The 15,576-nt window shown below is 47.9% G+C and carries 14 protein-coding genes and 1 pseudogene; 6 read left to right on the top strand and 9 right to left on the bottom strand.

What is annotated here, in order from left to right:
• Positions 1 to 25 precede the first annotated feature (25 nt).
• Complete coding sequence (locus MO387_RS04980; RefSeq protein WP_011848198.1) at positions 26 to 589, bottom strand: lysophospholipid acyltransferase family protein; 564 nt, start codon at positions 587 to 589, stop codon at positions 26 to 28.
• A 129-nt stretch (positions 590 to 718) separates the two neighbouring features.
• On the opposite strand from MO387_RS04980, the gene MO387_RS04975 reads away from it, so the two are divergent.
• The gene (locus tag MO387_RS04975) at positions 719 to 1,171 is read left to right on the top strand and encodes a nuclear transport factor 2 family protein (protein WP_006083706.1); all 453 of its coding nucleotides are present in this window, start codon (positions 719 to 721) and stop codon (positions 1,169 to 1,171) included.
• A gap of 74 nt (positions 1,172 to 1,245) precedes the next feature.
• On the opposite strand, the gene MO387_RS04970 is transcribed toward MO387_RS04975, so the two are convergent.
• Both MO387_RS04970 and MO387_RS04965 read right to left on the bottom strand, forming a co-directional pair.
• The gene (locus MO387_RS04970; protein ID WP_242326111.1) at positions 1,246 to 2,049 is read right to left on the bottom strand and encodes an NRDE family protein; all 804 of its coding nucleotides are present in this window, start codon (positions 2,047 to 2,049) and stop codon (positions 1,246 to 1,248) included.
• Between the two features lie 61 nt (positions 2,050 to 2,110).
• Complete coding sequence (locus tag MO387_RS04965) at positions 2,111 to 3,775, bottom strand: metal transporter (protein WP_242326115.1); 1,665 nt, start codon at positions 3,773 to 3,775, stop codon at positions 2,111 to 2,113.
• A gap of 532 nt (positions 3,776 to 4,307) precedes the next feature.
• On the opposite strand from MO387_RS04965, the gene MO387_RS04960 reads away from it, so the two are divergent.
• Positions 4,308 to 4,901: a YhgN family NAAT transporter gene (locus MO387_RS04960; RefSeq protein ID WP_011848195.1), complete on the top strand. Its 594-nt coding sequence runs from the start codon at positions 4,308 to 4,310 to the stop codon at positions 4,899 to 4,901.
• A 70-nt stretch (positions 4,902 to 4,971) separates the two neighbouring features.
• Positions 4,972 to 5,730 (top strand): annotated as a pseudogene (locus tag MO387_RS04955) (PKD domain-containing protein); the annotation flags it as partial.
• Between the two features lie 82 nt (positions 5,731 to 5,812).
• Here MO387_RS04955 and MO387_RS04950 read toward each other — a convergent pair.
• Positions 5,813 to 6,388, bottom strand: a complete 576-nt coding sequence (locus MO387_RS04950; protein WP_107946211.1) for a chorismate lyase — start codon at positions 6,386 to 6,388, stop codon at positions 5,813 to 5,815.
• A gap of 171 nt (positions 6,389 to 6,559) precedes the next feature.
• Between MO387_RS04950 and MO387_RS04945 the strand changes: the two genes are divergently transcribed.
• Both MO387_RS04945 and rlmF read left to right on the top strand, forming a co-directional pair.
• Entirely contained in the window at positions 6,560 to 6,982 is a 423-nt protein-coding gene (locus MO387_RS04945) for a flagellar basal body-associated protein FliL (protein ID WP_107946212.1), read from the top strand.
• A gap of 58 nt (positions 6,983 to 7,040) precedes the next feature.
• A complete protein-coding gene (gene rlmF / locus MO387_RS04940; RefSeq protein ID WP_107946213.1) occupies positions 7,041 to 8,132 on the top strand; it encodes a 23S rRNA (adenine(1618)-N(6))-methyltransferase RlmF in 1,092 nt (363 codons plus the stop codon).
• Between the two features lie 74 nt (positions 8,133 to 8,206).
• Here the strand turns inward: rlmF and MO387_RS04935 are convergent, their stop codons facing one another.
• The 4 genes from MO387_RS04935 to glp form a co-directional block, all read right to left on the bottom strand.
• Entirely contained in the window at positions 8,207 to 8,464 is a 258-nt protein-coding gene (locus tag MO387_RS04935; protein WP_107946214.1) for a DUF333 domain-containing protein, read from the bottom strand.
• A 17-nt stretch (positions 8,465 to 8,481) separates the two neighbouring features.
• Positions 8,482 to 9,144 carry a Bax inhibitor-1 family protein gene (locus MO387_RS04930; protein ID WP_107946215.1) on the bottom strand — a complete coding sequence of 221 codons (663 nt, stop codon included), beginning with the start codon at positions 9,142 to 9,144 and terminating at the stop codon, positions 8,482 to 8,484.
• A gap of 99 nt (positions 9,145 to 9,243) precedes the next feature.
• Positions 9,244 to 10,011, bottom strand: a complete 768-nt coding sequence (gene moeB, locus MO387_RS04925; protein WP_107946216.1) for a molybdopterin-synthase adenylyltransferase MoeB — start codon at positions 10,009 to 10,011, stop codon at positions 9,244 to 9,246.
• Between the two features lie 10 nt (positions 10,012 to 10,021).
• Positions 10,022 to 11,275 carry a gephyrin-like molybdotransferase Glp gene (glp, locus tag MO387_RS04920; RefSeq protein ID WP_107946217.1) on the bottom strand — a complete coding sequence of 418 codons (1,254 nt, stop codon included), beginning with the start codon at positions 11,273 to 11,275 and terminating at the stop codon, positions 10,022 to 10,024.
• A gap of 349 nt (positions 11,276 to 11,624) precedes the next feature.
• Between glp and ftnA the strand changes: the two genes are divergently transcribed.
• Entirely contained in the window at positions 11,625 to 12,161 is a 537-nt protein-coding gene (gene ftnA, locus MO387_RS04915; protein ID WP_107946218.1) for a non-heme ferritin, read from the top strand.
• Between the two features lie 95 nt (positions 12,162 to 12,256).
• Here ftnA and MO387_RS04910 read toward each other — a convergent pair whose 3' ends face one another.
• Positions 12,257 to 15,481 carry an EAL domain-containing protein gene (locus MO387_RS04910; RefSeq protein WP_107946219.1) on the bottom strand — a complete coding sequence of 1,075 codons (3,225 nt, stop codon included), beginning with the start codon at positions 15,479 to 15,481 and terminating at the stop codon, positions 12,257 to 12,259.
• Between the last annotated feature and the right edge of the window lie 95 nt (positions 15,482 to 15,576).

The raw sequence follows: 15,576 nt of genomic DNA, 5'->3' as shown, positions 1-15,576 counted from the left end.
TGTGACGCTCTAAATGGGGAAAATATTAATGTTTCGCACTCGCCACAAAATCAGGGATCACCTTAGGATGGCGACCTTTAATGGTGCGATAGAAGCTTAAAATCTCGTGCATGTCGGTCGCGATATCACCACTAGGCTGTAATGGCGTACGGATAACGACAGTGCGGCGGCTAAAGTCTAAGCCAACGGGAGTGATAGGTACGTGAGCCTTGCAGGCAATATGGTAGAAGCCGCACTTCCAGCGTGTTACTGGGCTGCGAGTACCTTCGGGCGCCAACGCTAGCTTATAATCGGTTTTCGACTCAAACAGCTGCACAGCGGCATCGACCAAGTTGTTGTTTTTGCGTCTATCCACTGGGCTGCCGCCAATCGCGCGGAAGAACCATCCCCAAGGCGGGATAAAGAGTTGGTGTTTACCGAGAAAGTGAATTCGAGTGCCAAGCGCCCCACGAGCTAAGATACCCACGATGAAGTCCCAGTTACTGGTATGCGGTGCGACTATGATGATGTATTTAGCGCAGTCGGGCAGTTGGCCTTCTATCTGCCAGCCTGAAAGCTTAAGTAGCCAACGGCAAAGTGGTGTAAACATAGTTCGGTGCCCAGAGTCGAAAAATTAATAATATCATCAGCTTTTTTAGATTTTAAATTGGCTTAAGCAAGATAGTCTGTGCTTAATTCGCTATAGTACAGTTTAACCTGATTGTGGGGGAACAATACTATGTTGAAAAATGGACTATTAAACAAGGTTAGCTGGCAGCGTGTTTTTGCGGCACTTTTACTCTTAGTGACTTGCCATGTGAGTGCGGTGCCGACGGATGAAATTACGCAGATGCTCAAAGGCCAAGAAGACGCCTGGAATCGCGGCGATCTCGATGCTTATATGCAAGGTTACTGGAAGAGCGAGCAATTGCGCTTTGTGTCTAACGGTAAGTTCCGTTTCGGTTGGGAGGATACACTTGCCGCCTATAAGAAAAATTATCCCAATAAAGAAGCGCTTGGTGAGCTGAAGTTCACGATCAAAGAAATCAAAATGCTCAGCAATTACGCCGCTATGGTCGTTGGGCGCTGGGATTTACGGCGGATAAAAGATGCCCCAACGGGCGTGTTTACCCTGTTGATTGAGAAAATTGACGACCGCTGGGTGATCACTATGGATCACAGTTCGGACTAAGTCGCAGTTTTAATTGAACAACAGCGCTGACTAATAGTGCGCCGTTTCAATACAAGGCTGCACAGTTGCTCAGTTTAGATTTGCGTTAATAAACAGTCTGGCTTAGCGGGTGGCTCGGCGGGCAGGGTTAAATGGAAATCCTGCTGTCCGAGCTGTCGACCCTTGCCGTCGTATCTCACTTCGGTGAAATGCATGCCGCCCTCAGCATCTTCAAGCAGAATGCTGGTGGAGCGCGTGCCATAGTCGGGGTGACGAATATAAATCGCGGCTAAGCGCCGTTCCCACTCGATCCCCACTCCCGTGTTAGGCAATTCATTATCTTGTGGTCGAGAGTCGTCTTTCATCAGCTGTAACAGCGCTTGCACTTCTAGGTTGTCTGACTGACTTATCACGGTTTCTAGCGCTTGTTGTCCCTTCGCCATTTTCGGCCAAATATCATCGAGTGCACCATTGCTAATGGCATGAAACCCATCGGCGAGTTTAACTGTGTCTTTATTGATGCTGTTAAAACAATATAAGTCAGTACCTTGGCCGAAGATGAGATTGAATGGTTGATAATTGTCACTGTGCTCAACGAGCCAATTTGGGCACACGAGCGACCCAGAGTTGAGTGTCATAGTGATGAGTTCACCACGACTACGCATGGCTTCTGGGGGCTTTTGCGGTACGCGTAAATTCGTCACAGCGGCGACTTGTCCCTGCTTATTCACCCCAAACCAAGTGCCGCCCGCCTGCAGATCTTTTCCTGCGAGTATGTTTTCTTCCGGTGGCCAAAAGTGTGCTGGCGCGGTCGGTCTATGGTGAAACTCATCGCGGTTGGCACAGATGATTAAGGGATACTTAGGATGGGCATTAATGGCGACAAAGAGTATGCACATAGCAGGCTAAATTAATCCAAAGGTAGATTAACTTAGCCTGTCTGCCCACAAATGAACAGTGTTAGTGGTGCGAGTGCTTATCCGCTTTTGCTTTTTCGTGTGTATGTTCATCGGAATGATCATGGGCACTAGGTATTTCAGTCGTGCTTTGAACAGATGCGTGCGAAGCGCTATGGCTATGAGCATGTTCGTGGGAATGTCCATGCGCGTGTGAATGACTATGCGAGTTCGCTACCGGCTTGCTCAGCATTAAGCGGCGTAAAAATTTACGTGGGCCTAAGCGTAGTAAGCTGGCGGCAAATAATCCCGACAGGATCAGCAGCGCGATTAAGTTCACCACTTCCGGTAAAGTGAACAGCGAGAACCACAGTGGTAGACGCAGTGCAGCGACTAAACTCAGCGCAATAATACTCAGTAATATTGCCCTCTGTGGCCATGTCATTAACTTAAGCTGCGCTATGTTAAGCACAGGTGCGGCAATCAGCGGCATCATAATCGCGATAGGGCTCCAGCCACTATAGGCCAGTGCAAGAGCCAGCACCGCTGCGCCTAAGTTGCAGAAACGCATAGGTAAAAATACGAGTAACAGGACTATAACCTGCAGCAGCGGATTGCTTAATGGCACTGAAGGATGGCCGATTAAATTCACTAGTACTAGGCTGAGTAAAATCCACGGTGCGCTGCGATCGACTAAATGTGCAAAGCCGAAACGTAGGGAATTACTGGGTAATTTAGTATGTGGATCGGTAATAGTGACGTTAGCGTGGCTTAAATAAGCGCTGAGAATAAAGACCACAAGTAACTGGAATAACGCTAACCAAGGACCGAGCAAGAGGGCGATGATGACGAGAGCTTCTGGCCCCGCTAAGCGTTGGAACCAGCGACGGGCTAAGCTGCTATCCTGCGGTGTCAGACCTAATTTAAAGCGCAGCGCTGCCGCACCATAGCTCAGCAGTAATATGGGGGCGAGTGTCAGTAGCCAAGTCATTAATTGTTCTGTGCTGTGATCATGGCGGGCATGTTCGTGGCCGCCAGAATCCATCAAGAGCAGCATCACGAGCAAGCCTATGCCGAGCAAACTGCCGATGCCAGCTTGGTATTCGTATTTGCCTTGCTTGTCGGTATCGTGCTGACCATGGGGTTGATGCAGCACCACATGCAAAATAGAACCAGTAACAAAAGCTTGTAAATAAACGGTATTTTCTAAACTGAGCTGAGTGATTAATTGCTCGCCCGCGAAGTAACCTACGCCCGTAAGTAGCATCATAGCGACCAGCACTAAGCTAGCCCAGCGGGTGCCGACTTGAGGTTTGAGTAACCACCAAATGGCGAGGCCGACGGGGAGGCGATGCATAATGACCCCGAGGGCAAGTAAGATCGAACTGCCGTCTTGCTGCGCCAATACCATAGCGCCACCGTCTGTGATGGTGTGCAGTAGCAAGCCGCCAATCCCTAGGGATAAGGTGAGATTATGGGTGATTTCTGAATAACGGTGGAAAAGGCGTTCGCTAGCGGTCGGTCCCCATATGCCTAGGAATACAAAGACTACGGCTAACAAACCGCCATGCTGCAGTAGCTCTGGCAAGATGTGGATCAGCACTAATCCGCCTAATGAGACGAATATAAAGCCATCGAGCCCCTTCTGTAATCCGCTGCCCGATGAAAAGTAGCGATAAAACAGTGGCCCAATTAAGAGTGCGATACAGCTAGCAAGAAGATAGAGCATGGATTCCACGGAAAATTTGCTGAAAAAACGCCATAGTATACCAGCTGTAAGGCAAAGTGAGCAGTGACTTGCTGGCAATTTACCAAACTGACATTTTGCGCTGGAGTTTTCTGGGGCGAATTTTATTCACTTTGACCATTTTGCGGAGAAATTTTCAGATCTAACTCGAGAAAAGGTACTATACCCAAGCTACCTGAAGATACGAGTTTCAGAGCGCCTAGGGTGCTTCAATTCAAGGCGCATCAATGACAGAATGTCGGCCACCTTTTGAATTGTTGCAACACGGAAGTGGAGTTCCCTCAGCGCTCCGTTCCGGCGGGTTGTAACGTACTTTATGCCGTGTTGGTTATTTTTAACTTAGCCCACTAGGTCCGCAAATAACCGCAATCGCCATGGATGGCGTGAATGCCATTTATGCAGGAGCAATTAAGGGCCTTGCCTAAAGTGCGTTACATTCCCGCTGAATCCTGCATCTTCAGGTTGTTTGGGTATATAATATGGGCTTATGTTGGCTTGGGTGTTGATACGTTAAATGGATATATTTTCTGCTGCGGTAATGTTGTTTTTGATCATGGACCCTCTGGGGAATTTGCCGATTTTTGCGTCGATTCTACGGCATATCGATCCTAAGAAACGTCGTAAGGTATTGATCCGCGAGTTACTCTTCGCCTTAGTGATCATGCTGTCTTTCCTTTATGCGGGTGAGGCTATCTTAAGTTTCTTAAATCTTCGCTCTGAGTCTGTGAGTATCGCGGGCGGGATTATTCTGTTTCTTATCGCGATTAAAATGATTTTCCCCCAACCCGGCGGTGTCGTTGGATTAGCCGCGGGAGAAGAGCCATTTATCGTGCCTATGGCCATTCCCTTAATGGCGGGTCCATCGATTCTTGCCGCTTTGATTCTACTGGCACACACAGATAGCTCACGCATGGGCGATTGGACCATAGCATTAGTGTCTGCTTGGGGGGCAAGCGCAGTGATCTTAATGTTTTATAAACTCTTCACCCGTGTGTTGGGTGAAAAAGGCCTCACTGCGGTTGAGCGTTTGATGGGCATGGTATTGGTCATGATCTCAGTACAAATGTTCCTCGACGGTATTTCAAATTATCTAAAAACCGCCGGCTAAATTTATCTCGCTCGCTTAAAACGAAACCGCATTAACGCTGTTAATGCGGTTTTTTTATGGCAGGGATTTGGCTGGAATGCCCTCAGCAAAAAGCTTTGATCCTGGTGTATTAGTCTGGTTAGAAGATTTTGGTTACAGTGACAATAATGTCTCCGATCATGCGGGCCATGGCTTGATTGGCGTGATTGATGCTGACCAAAACCTGATTGGCACTCGCTCTACCGAGGTACAAATCCGCGATGCAGCCTTTAGCACAGTAAAACAAACCTTCTATGCAGGTGACAATAATCGCGATGCTGTCAGTTTATTTGATGATAGTCTAGATTACAGTGCGCCGCTACAACCCCAGTCAGGTATGGTATTGCAGCAGTTAGGTTTGACGATGCAGGTACTATCGCAAGCCAGTAATAACAGCACAGCGGTTATTCGATTAGCAAATGCAAATTCTGATGCTGTAGCGCCGTTAACAGTCAGTTTTACTAATACAGTCAATCAATTAGTTGTAAACTTCACCAGCAATGTCAATGGTGGTGCGGGAGCATTAACCTACGCTTGGGATTTTGGTGATGGCACCACAAGTGCAGCGGCTTCGCCAACCCATACCTATGCAAAGGCGGGCACTTATACTGTGACGCTTACAGTAACTGATGCGCAAAATACTAAAGATATTAGTAGTCTGACAGTGACCGTTACTGCACCAGTTACGCCGCCAGTCACACCTCCGGTGACTCCGCCGGCGAATGAGAGTTCTGGCGGTGGTAGTCTAGGTTGGTTGAGCCTTGCTTTCCTCGGCTTATTGACTTGGCGTCGTCAGTTAAATATTCGCTAAGTGAATCGCGTAATAGCAGATCAAAAATGCCTCTAATTTAGAGGCATTTTTATTTGTCATCAGTCATTAAAGCAAGCTTTGGCTAAAGCTCGGATTCAAGCTTACGGATAGCTTGCTCGGCCGCAGGCAGAAAGATTTCACTGACGATCATTTCGTGTTCACCGTGATGAAAATAGCGGCGGCGTCCCCAGAGTTCATGTTCGACACTCTGATCTAAACTTTCGGCTAAATGCGCGAGGCGACTACAGGTCTCAAAACTGGCGACTTCGATTCTGCCAGGGACAAAATGATCTTGGCTAAACAATAGTTCACCTAAGGGGCGGGTGCCCAGCCCTAAAAAATCCGCTTGGCGCTCGGCCATTAACTTTTCGGGGATCAAGGTTCTGGCAAACACCCAAGGGATTGAGTCGAGGCAAAGTAACACTTCGCGGATCCATACTGAGCCTTGCTGGGGATATTCGCCATCTAAGGGCGCATGCAGCCCTTCGCCAAGGACTTTGACTTCAAATTGAGTGCAGCAAGTTTTGAGTTTTTGAGTTAGGCTGCCTGTAGCTAGCAACCATTCTTTCAAGGGCGATTTTGGGAGTTTGTCGGCTAGTTCGGCTGAAAACCACTGAATAGATTCACCATAGGGGAAGCTTAAGCTAGTCACATTCATTAAATACTCGTTACAATATAGGCAAACGTCGGCAGTTTAACATGTCGCGACACTAGCATATATACCCAAGCGACCTCCTGATACTGATCTGGCGTTTTCAGGTTGTTTGGCTATATAGATTGGGAAGTATTTTCCATCACCATGATTGTTTTTAGGGAGCCGCAAGTCGCTATGAAAAAATTACTCTCAGTCTGTCTGATCCTGTTTACCAGTGTTTTCAGTGTTTATGCGGCCGATGAAAAAGAAGCCGCACCCGCGGCAACACCTACGGGGGAGTACGCCTACTATGGTTTTGAGCCCGAAATCGTCACTAACTACATTTCTAACCGTAAGAAATTGGGATTTGTGAAGATCAGCGTCGAGTTAATGGTGAAGAGTCCCGATGATCTGGTCACTATTGAGCGTCACGATCCGCTATTACGGGCCGCGATTGTTGAAGTGTTAGGTAATCAATCGGAAGAAAAGATTAAGTCACTCACTGGCCGTGAAGAGATTCGCCGCGAGTGCTTTGATATGGTCAATAACTTGATCACTCAAGAAGCAGGTAAAGCATTGATTGTAAACTTACTCTTTACCTCTTATCTGTATGATTAATTCATTGTCTTATTCTATGGGCTGACTTATGTCGGCCCATTGCGTTACAAGAGCTGCTATGTCAAAACCTGTCGTTAAATCCGTTCCATCAGCGACTGCGAAAACCGCAACCCGCGCAGCGAGCCCCCGCCAAAAAGCTAACGCATCTAAGCAGGTTAAACCTGAAGGCAGGTCAAAGCCCAGCAAAGACAAACCTAGGGCTGAAATCAAAAAAGCCCTGCATCCGCGTAACGCCCACTTGAATGGCTATGATTTTCCGGCGCTAATCAGTGCATTCCCTCGGCTGAAAACCTTTGTGCGGCCCACGCCCTATGGCGCGTTGTCGATAGATTTTGCCGACCCCTTGGCAGTCAAAACCCTCAATGCGGCGCTACTTAAACATCACTATGGGATTGGATCTTGGGATATTCCTCAAGGAGCACTTTGTCCTCCTATTCCCGGACGCGTCGATTACGTGCATTACGTAGCAGATCTGTTAGCCGAAGGCGATAAGTCATGTGCCATGGATAAGGCGAGAGTGCTAGATATTGGTACAGGCGCGAACGGTATTTATCCCATATTGGGCAGCCAAGTGTATGGCTGGCAATTTGTTGCCTCGGATATCAATGCCCATTCACTCACCAATGTGCAGAGTATTATCGAGCAAAACCCAGCGCTGCAAGGGCGGATAAGCTTACGATTACAGCCAGATGACAAGGCGATCTTCAAGGGAGTAATCCAAGCCGAAGAGCGTTTTGAGTTAACCCTGTGTAATCCTCCATTTCATGCCTCTATGGCCGAAGCGAGCGAAGGTACAAAGCGTAAGGTGACCAATCTACAGCTTAATCGTGGGAGCTCAGTAAAGGCTGCACCTAAGCTGAATTTCGGCGGTCAAGCGGCAGAGCTTTGGTGCCAAGGCGGAGAGCGACAGTTTTTGGCGACTATGATCCGCGAGAGTCAGATGTTTGCAGAGCAATGTCTGTGGTTCACTAGCCTAGTGTCGAAGCAAGAAAACCTGAAACCTTGTTATCAAGCCTTAGCACAGTTGAACGTTGATACAGTGAAGACGATTGAAATGCAGCAAGGCAATAAAATTACGCGGGTTTTAGCGTGGAGCTTTCAGTCGGCCGCTAAGCGCAAAATCTGGCGTGCTGAACACTTAACCCGTTAAGGTTTTCAGTTTACTTAATAACAAAACAGGCGCCATTATTGGCGCCTGTTTTTTTAAAGGTAAAAGAACCACTGTTACTGCGGCTTTTCTTCCTGATGATCGCGGCGGAATAACGCCCACTCTTCTATGGCTTCACCGTTTGGTAAGGTACAGATACCATGCTCACCTTCGGCGGTTTTCTCTATTACTAAGCTACCACCCTGGGAGATGCAATACTCAGAGGCCGGATTAGCAATCTTAACTTGCGCAGCAGGTTTTTCAGCTTCGCTGCAACCCACGAGTGCCACAGTTGCCAGCAGTAAAGTTGCAGTAAACGGTAATAGGACTTTCATAGACACCCCTTGGTGACTTATTTACGCCCTAAAATTCGCAGAATGCGTAGGAATAAGTTGATGATATCCATATACAAAGCGGCAGCGCTATCGATGGCATTATCTATGGTTTTCGGAATTTGATTCGCCCGTCCCCAGTCGTAACCTATATACCCGCAGAAAATCAGCACCACTATCCAATCTAAAATGCCGTGGTGAGTATTAAAGATAAACACTTCAATTAGCTCGACTACGATAACCAGCAACAAAGCAATCGTGAGTGCACCGGCAATTTTCTGGAAAAAGGCGGGAAAGAGTGTGCCTAAACACATCATGGCAATGGTTACTAGGCCAGTAATGCGAATGGCTTCCGTCACTAATTCAGGGTCGTATTGACTGACTACCATATTGATAATTAAGCCGAAGGGGACGACTACAAAGTTGTAGCCAATAAAGCTGACCACGGGATTGCTCGATTTTTGAAACAGATAAATCCCGAAAAAACAGGAGGCAAAATAGCCGATAAAGAAAATCCAAGGATTCACGCTGGCAATCGCTTCTGGGTCTATATTGGTGACCATCCAATAGTTAACGGCAAAACCCCAAATCAGCGTGAGGCCGATAACGAGGTTGTAGAGACCAGCGCCAACGATGGGATCGTCTGTGGTCATGCGATCAAATACACTGTTTTCCGAATCCATATATTTTCCTTTTTATTTCCGTATGTTAACTGGTCGTTCAGCCTCACCAGCGTCGGGCTAACTTAAGGCAAGTAAAGCTGTTTTTCAAGCGAGATTATCTTAAGCTTGAGTAGCACAAACACTACATTTCGCGTGTTTCGGGAGTTTCATCTCACGAAACTCCATCGTCATCGCATCGATCATCAACATGCGGCCCGCTAAGGTTTTACCCATACCAGTGATGACCTTGATGGCTTCAACTGCCTGCAAGCAACCTATCATGCCGACGACAGGCGCGAGTATGCCCGACTCGACGCAGCTGAGTTGTTGCTCGCCAAATAGGGCGCTAAAGCAGTGATAACAAGGTGTGTCGCTGTGATAATCAAACACTGTGACCATGCCTTCCATCCGAATGGCCGCCGCGGACACTAAGGGCACTTTATGCTTAAAACAGCTGAGATTGAGTTGTTCGCGCACACTGACATTATCGGTGCAGTCGAGCACTAGATTGTGATCGGCGACAAGGGCGTCAATCTCATGATCATCTAATACGGCATTGATAATGTTGATCTTAATGAAGGGATTGAGCTGACTAAGGCTCTGTTTGGCCGATTCGACTTTTGGCTGGCCGACATTGGCATCTTGATGCAGCACTTGGCGCTGCAGGTTAGAGAGTTCAACTGTATCAAAATCGACCAGAGTCAACTCGCCAATCCCCGCAACTGTGAGGTACTGGCTGGCGGCGCAACCTAAACCGCCAGCGCCTATCATCAACACTTTTGCTTGTTTTAGGTGTTCTTGGCCGTCGATATCCATGGCTTTGATGGAGATCTGACGGCTGTATCTTAAGAGTTCACTGTCGCTGAGAATATCGTCAGGCACATTCATGGAGATTTTCCTAGCAAAGCACGCTGTTAAAGGGCTCGACTGTCACTTGGGTGCCAGCGGGTGTATCCCTTTGGAATTGTTCCAATAAAACGAAACAGTTCGCTAGACTCATCGAGGTCAACATACCTGAACCTTGGCTACCAGTAATGGCAACCTCAAGTTTGCCCTGCGCATTACGGCTTAAAATGCCCCGTTGATATTCGACGCGGCCCGGTTGTTTACGCACTGGCGTGGTGAGCGTAGCGTCTAACATCAAAGGTGCAACTGGGGTTAAACCCTGCATCTTGTTCAGTATTGGCCAAACCAGCTTGTAAAATGTCACCATAGAAGACACGGGGTTCCCCGGTAAACCACAGAATACTGCCTTGCCAATTTTGCCCATGGCGAAGGGCTTACCTGGTTTGATGGCGAGTTTCCAGAAGGTGATTTTGCCTTCTTCATCGAGAATTTGTTTCGTAAAGTCTGCTTCGCCGACCGACACGCCGCCCGAGGTTAATACCATGTCGGCTTGGCTGGCGGCATGGCGAAATGCCTGACGTATGGCTTCAGGATCATCGGCGATTACGCCTAAATCGAGCCATTCCACATTAGCGCGACTGAGTAAACCTTGAATCGAATAACGATTCGAATCGTAAATTTGTCCCGGTGCGAGTTCGCTGCCAACCGGACGCAGTTCATCACCCGTGGAGAAAAACGCCACCTTAAGTTGGCGATAGACTCGCACTTGGCTGACACCTATAGTCGCCAATACGCCTAGCTCGGCTGCGCCAATTTGAATGCCAGCACTGAGCACTTTAGTGCCTTGGGTCAGCTCTTCACCACGGCAACGCACATTGGCGCCTTGCGCCTTAGGGTGGCGAATATGAATAATCTCACCTTCAACTTCGGCTTCTTCCTGCATTTGTACTGTGTCATAACCTGCAGGCACAGGCGCGCCCGTCATGATCCGTATGCAAGTATTAGGTTTGGCTTCACCTTCAAAACCATGGCCGGCGAAGGAACTGCCGATAAGGCGTAATGAAGTGCGATTGGTTTGCGTATTCAAGTCGACAAAACGGAAGGCGTAACCGTCCATTGAAGAGTTGTCGAAGGGCGGCAGGTCGATGCAGGAAGCGAGATCTTCGGCAAGGACGCGGCCAAGGGCGTGGGGGAGCAATACGACTTCTGTGTCTGACACTGGGCTAACTTGTTCGAGCAAAAGGGGAATAGCTTGATCTGGATGCATTAAGCTAGGTTGCGAACAAGGATCGGCTGTTACGGACATGAGGGTCTGCCTTATATGCAATGGGTCGTGATGACGCTAAATGAATTTCCACCTGATTATGACTGGCTATTATGCCACGGTGATCGGTGATGGCTATGATTTGCATGTGAGTTTCTGTGATAGGCCAGTCAGTTTTTCCTGCCACTTTGGATGATAACCTAGCAAGCAGTGGTGCAATTTATGTCACTAAGCCAAAGGCTGAACGCGAGTCGCTGGACAAATGAAAATCATTTTTATCAATGAATCATTAACTTAGCTAAAAATCTAAAGGTAAATTTTGTTGCTTTTGTCGACCCCCTTGATGACAATGTGCCCCATGATTCAGTTCGAACGCAAAAGAGGATTTACTATGCTGTCAGCCACTATGATCGAAAAGTTGAATGAACAAATTAATATGGAGTTCTTCTCCTCAAATTTATACCTGCAAATGAGCGCTTGGTGTGAAGATCAGGGATTTGAAGGTGCAGCTAAATTTATGCGCGAGCACGCGGACGAAGAGATGGGCCATATGCGTCGTTTGTTCACTTATGTGAGTGAAACCGGTGGCTTACCTTTGTTGGGGGCGATTGAAGCGCCACAGTCACAGTTTGATTCGCTGCTGGCTCTGTTTGAACTCACCTATGAACATGAGCAGTTGATTACCAGTCAGATCAATGCCTTGGCCCATGCAGCCTTTTCGAATCAAGACTATTCAACCTTCAACTTCCTGCAATGGTATGTGGCCGAGCAGCACGAAGAAGAAAAGCTGTTTAAGTCGATTGTCGATAAGATACGTTTAGTGGGTGAAGATGGTAAGGCGCTGTTCTTTATCGATAAAGACTTAGCTAAGTTAGCCTCTAAGGGCGGCGAAAGCATAATGAACGGTCAAGGCCAACCACAGGCGTAAATCCGTTTTATTCGTTACAAAAAAAGCAGCCTAGGCTGCTTTTTTGCTATTTATTCTTCAATTCTTTTTGCTATTAGTTGCTAGCTTTCAGCATCTTAGATATTCACGCACCTATCTTGGTAATCGTGGTTGAGCAGTGTTGTGTGCTTGATGTGCAGCAAGGGGGTGATCTCGTCAAAGGGCAGTGGTTTAGAGATCAAATATCCTTGGGCGAAGTGGCAACCTAAATCCCGCAGGAAGTGCCACTGGGCTTCGGTTTCTATGCCTTCGGCTACTAACTCCATTTCGAGGCTTTGCCCCATCATGACAATGGCTTTGACTAAGTTAGCATTAGCGTTACTTTCGAGGGCATTTTCCACAAAGCTACGGTCGATTTTAATCACAGAAATCGGGAATTTCTTCAAATAACTCAGGGAAGAATAACCTGTGCCGAAGTCATCGATATAGATTTGCGAGCCTAAATGGCGAATCGATTCGAGCGTGCTCAAGCAATGGCTGGCATCGCCCATCAGCATGCTCTCAGTGATCTCAATATGCACATTGCGCGGGTTTACATGGTGGCGGTTAAAGCATTCCTGCAGCACTTGGTCGAATCCCATGCCGCGGGTGTTGATGCATTGGCGACCGGAAACATTAATCGCGACATTGATTTTTAAGCCACTTTTTTGCCACTGCCTCAAATCATGCATGGCTTGGTTGAGCACCCATTCGCCCATAGGCTCTATCAGTCCGGTTTCTTCGGCCAGCGGGATAAATTGATCCGGTGGGATCAGGCCAAAGTCGGGGTCTTGCCAGCGGATAAGGGCTTCGACGCTGCAGACCACTCCAGTTTGCATATCCACTATGGGTTGATAATGCAGGGCAAATTCATTTTGTGCCACGGCGCGACGCAGGCGTTGCTCTAACTCCATCCGAGCGAACATGGCTTCATTCATGCCCGCGGTAAAGTATTTGAAATTGTTCCGTCCCGCATCTTTAGCTTGATACATGGCTGTTTCGGTATTGCGGGTGAGTGAGCTGACGTCGAGGCCATCTTCGGGATAGACGCCGATACCAAAGCTGGCTGAAATCTGGATCTCGCGGTCATTTAAGTCAAACGGCATGCCTAAGGTTTCGATAATACGCGTTGCCATGTGCTCGATGGCGAGTTCGTTGGTCAGTCGCGGTAAAATAAGGACAAATTCATCACCCCCGATGCGGGCGATAAAGTCGGTTTTACCCGCAATGCCTTCTAAGCGCTTGGCCACATCTTTAAGTAATAAGTCGCCCGTGGCATGGCCTTGCACATCGTTGATGTATTTGAATTGGTCTAAGTCAATCAGCAGAATCGCCAGTTTGCGTGAGTCATGCTGCGCCAGATGGATTTCGTGCTGCAGGCGCTCATTAAACAACTTACGATTAGGCAGGCCCGTTAACGCATCGAAGTTGGCTTGATACCAAAGATCTTGCTCATATTGCTTACGCTTACTGATATCCATAAATAAACCAATGTGTTGGATTATTTTCCCCTGCTCATTTCGCACCACAGTAATGGCTAAATACTCGGGATACACTTGGCCATTTTTGCGCTTATTCCAAACCTCGCCCTCCCATTTTCCTTCTGTTTGCAGCGACTCCCACATGGCGGTGTAAAAGTGCTGTGGGTGACGGTTAGCACTGAGAAGGGATGGACTGCGGCCTTTCACTTCTTCCAATGTATAGCCAGTAATATTGCAGAAAGCCGGATTGACCAGTTCGATATGGTTGTCGGCATCAGTCACCATTATGCCCTCGGCAGAATAGTCAAATACCGCAGCGGCGCGGGTGAGAGCATGGTTTGCCTTCTGCCGTTCGCTGATCATGCGGTTCATGGCGCGAGCCATGCGAGCCAGTTCATCGGTACCTGAGACGCGGATATTGATATTGAGCTTGGGATCTTCCGCCATTTGCTGCATATCATTGGCAATCTTAGTGATTTTATCCATAAAGTTGCGAATGATCTTCTGTCCGAGCCAGAGTGTAACGGTTGCGGTAAATAGGGCTGATAACAAGTACAAGCCGAGGAAGGTCAGGGCTTGGTTTTGTTGATACTCGCTCTGTTGCGCCATGGTTTGGGTGATGTCTTTGGCGAGTTGATGCAGTTGTTCAATACGCTGGGTGGTGAGCGCCCACCATTTTTGGCTGTCAATCGGATGTGGCGGCATTAGCAACTGTGTCATCGCTTGGCTTAACTTGTCCTCACTGGCTGGGACTTGCGCAATGGCGTTGATCTCCGCCATCGGCAAGCCTTGCTGCTTCAATTGCAGTAGCTTGGCCATACTGAATTGGTATTGATCTATGCTGTCCTCAATGGTTTTCAGCGCCGGCTTAAATTCGGGGAGAAAGCGAATTTCGTGATTGAGTTCATCTAAGTTGAGGTGAATGTTCGCTAGCGCATCATTAAATTTTTGCAGTGAAACGTCATCGCCCTTCAGCAGATAGTCCTGAAAACTCCCCATTAAGCCACCGTAACCTAAGTTGGCATTAATATTCTTTGCCAGTGCGCTAATGCGGGTTTGCTGCTCAATTTGTTGGCTTATCTGCAGAATACGTTGATTCTCTGGCGAATCTTGCAGGTTTTGCAGTAACGATTTTCTATCGGAAATCGCTGCATTGCTCGCGTGCATCACGGCTCGGCCATATTCATACATGAAGGAGCCTATGGTGCGGTAGTCATTCAGATTGAGTGAGTCGCTGAGCAGCAAATGATTAATTGCGCTACGTTCTTTTACGGCGAGTTCCTGCACCATTAGCAGGTTCAATAAATCGGTATAAGCGCGGGATTGGCTGATTTCGTTGGTCTGTAACTGCAATTGTTGAATGAGCTGCAACAGCTGAGTGTGCAGTTGACTATAGAGGTCAGTAAACGGGCTTTGTGTTTCGCTCGCAAGGGTTTGGCGTGCGTTGGCGAGTCTGTGGCCCGTGAGTGTGATGGCATCTAATAACGCGTTCATCTGACTGGCTTCAATACTCTTAGGATCGAGCGACTCACTGAGGTGGGCTAAAGGTTCACTGTTAAGTAACGTATCGAGAGCTTTAGAGGTCGCCTGTTGTTGCGTGACTAGCGCGTTATCGGTGGGCAGTTTGTTGGTGCTCAGACCATATTCGTTCTGCAACTGATACAGTAATTCGGTGATGTGTACTGTCGCCTGCACCGCAAGATGGTTGTGCTTGGCCGAGTGTGATTCATTTATTAAGCCATGCATGCGCGTCAGGATAAAAAAACTCATCATCAACAAGGGGACAAGCGAAAATAGTATGAGCTTTTGCTTCAAACTAAGGTGGTGTAGCGCTGACGGCATTAAAGATCACTCCACTCGTTCGCCTAGTCAAAAAAGAAATTCAACGTCATCACGTTGAACTTGAGTTGAAAATGGAACTAGGCACAGGGTGAGAA

Source organism: Shewanella sp. N2AIL (assembly GCF_022690845.1).
Lineage (GTDB): Bacteria > Pseudomonadota > Gammaproteobacteria > Enterobacterales > Shewanellaceae > Shewanella > Shewanella baltica.
The sequence above is the reverse complement of the archived record's forward strand: the minus strand, read 5'-3'. Positions and strand labels throughout refer to the sequence as shown.

Excerpts from the sequence above, each read along its gene's own strand:
- MO387_RS04980 (WP_011848198.1), bottom strand. The coding sequence starts at position 589 with ATGTTTACACCACTTTGCCGTTGGCTACTTAAGCTTTCAGGCTGGCAG.
- glp (WP_107946217.1), bottom strand. The coding sequence starts at position 11,275 with ATGTCCGTAACAGCCGATCCTTGTTCGCAACCTAGCTTAATGCATCCA.
- ftnA (WP_107946218.1), top strand. The coding sequence starts at position 11,625 with ATGCTGTCAGCCACTATGATCGAAAAGTTGAATGAACAAATTAATATG.
- moeB (WP_107946216.1), bottom strand. The coding sequence starts at position 10,011 with ATGAATGTGCCTGACGATATTCTCAGCGACAGTGAACTCTTAAGATAC.
- MO387_RS04960 (WP_011848195.1), top strand. The coding sequence starts at position 4,308 with ATGGATATATTTTCTGCTGCGGTAATGTTGTTTTTGATCATGGACCCT.
- MO387_RS04965 (WP_242326115.1), bottom strand. The coding sequence starts at position 3,775 with ATGCTCTATCTTCTTGCTAGCTGTATCGCACTCTTAATTGGGCCACTG.
- MO387_RS04930 (WP_107946215.1), bottom strand. The coding sequence starts at position 9,144 with ATGGATTCGGAAAACAGTGTATTTGATCGCATGACCACAGACGATCCC.
- MO387_RS04935 (WP_107946214.1), bottom strand. The coding sequence starts at position 8,464 with ATGAAAGTCCTATTACCGTTTACTGCAACTTTACTGCTGGCAACTGTG.
- MO387_RS04910 (WP_107946219.1), bottom strand. The coding sequence starts at position 15,481 with ATGCCGTCAGCGCTACACCACCTTAGTTTGAAGCAAAAGCTCATACTA.
- MO387_RS04975 (WP_006083706.1), top strand. The coding sequence starts at position 719 with ATGTTGAAAAATGGACTATTAAACAAGGTTAGCTGGCAGCGTGTTTTT.
- MO387_RS04970 (WP_242326111.1), bottom strand. The coding sequence starts at position 2,049 with ATGTGCATACTCTTTGTCGCCATTAATGCCCATCCTAAGTATCCCTTA.
- MO387_RS04950 (WP_107946211.1), bottom strand. The coding sequence starts at position 6,388 with ATGAATGTGACTAGCTTAAGCTTCCCCTATGGTGAATCTATTCAGTGG.
- rlmF (WP_107946213.1), top strand. The coding sequence starts at position 7,041 with ATGTCAAAACCTGTCGTTAAATCCGTTCCATCAGCGACTGCGAAAACC.
- MO387_RS04945 (WP_107946212.1), top strand. The coding sequence starts at position 6,560 with ATGAAAAAATTACTCTCAGTCTGTCTGATCCTGTTTACCAGTGTTTTC.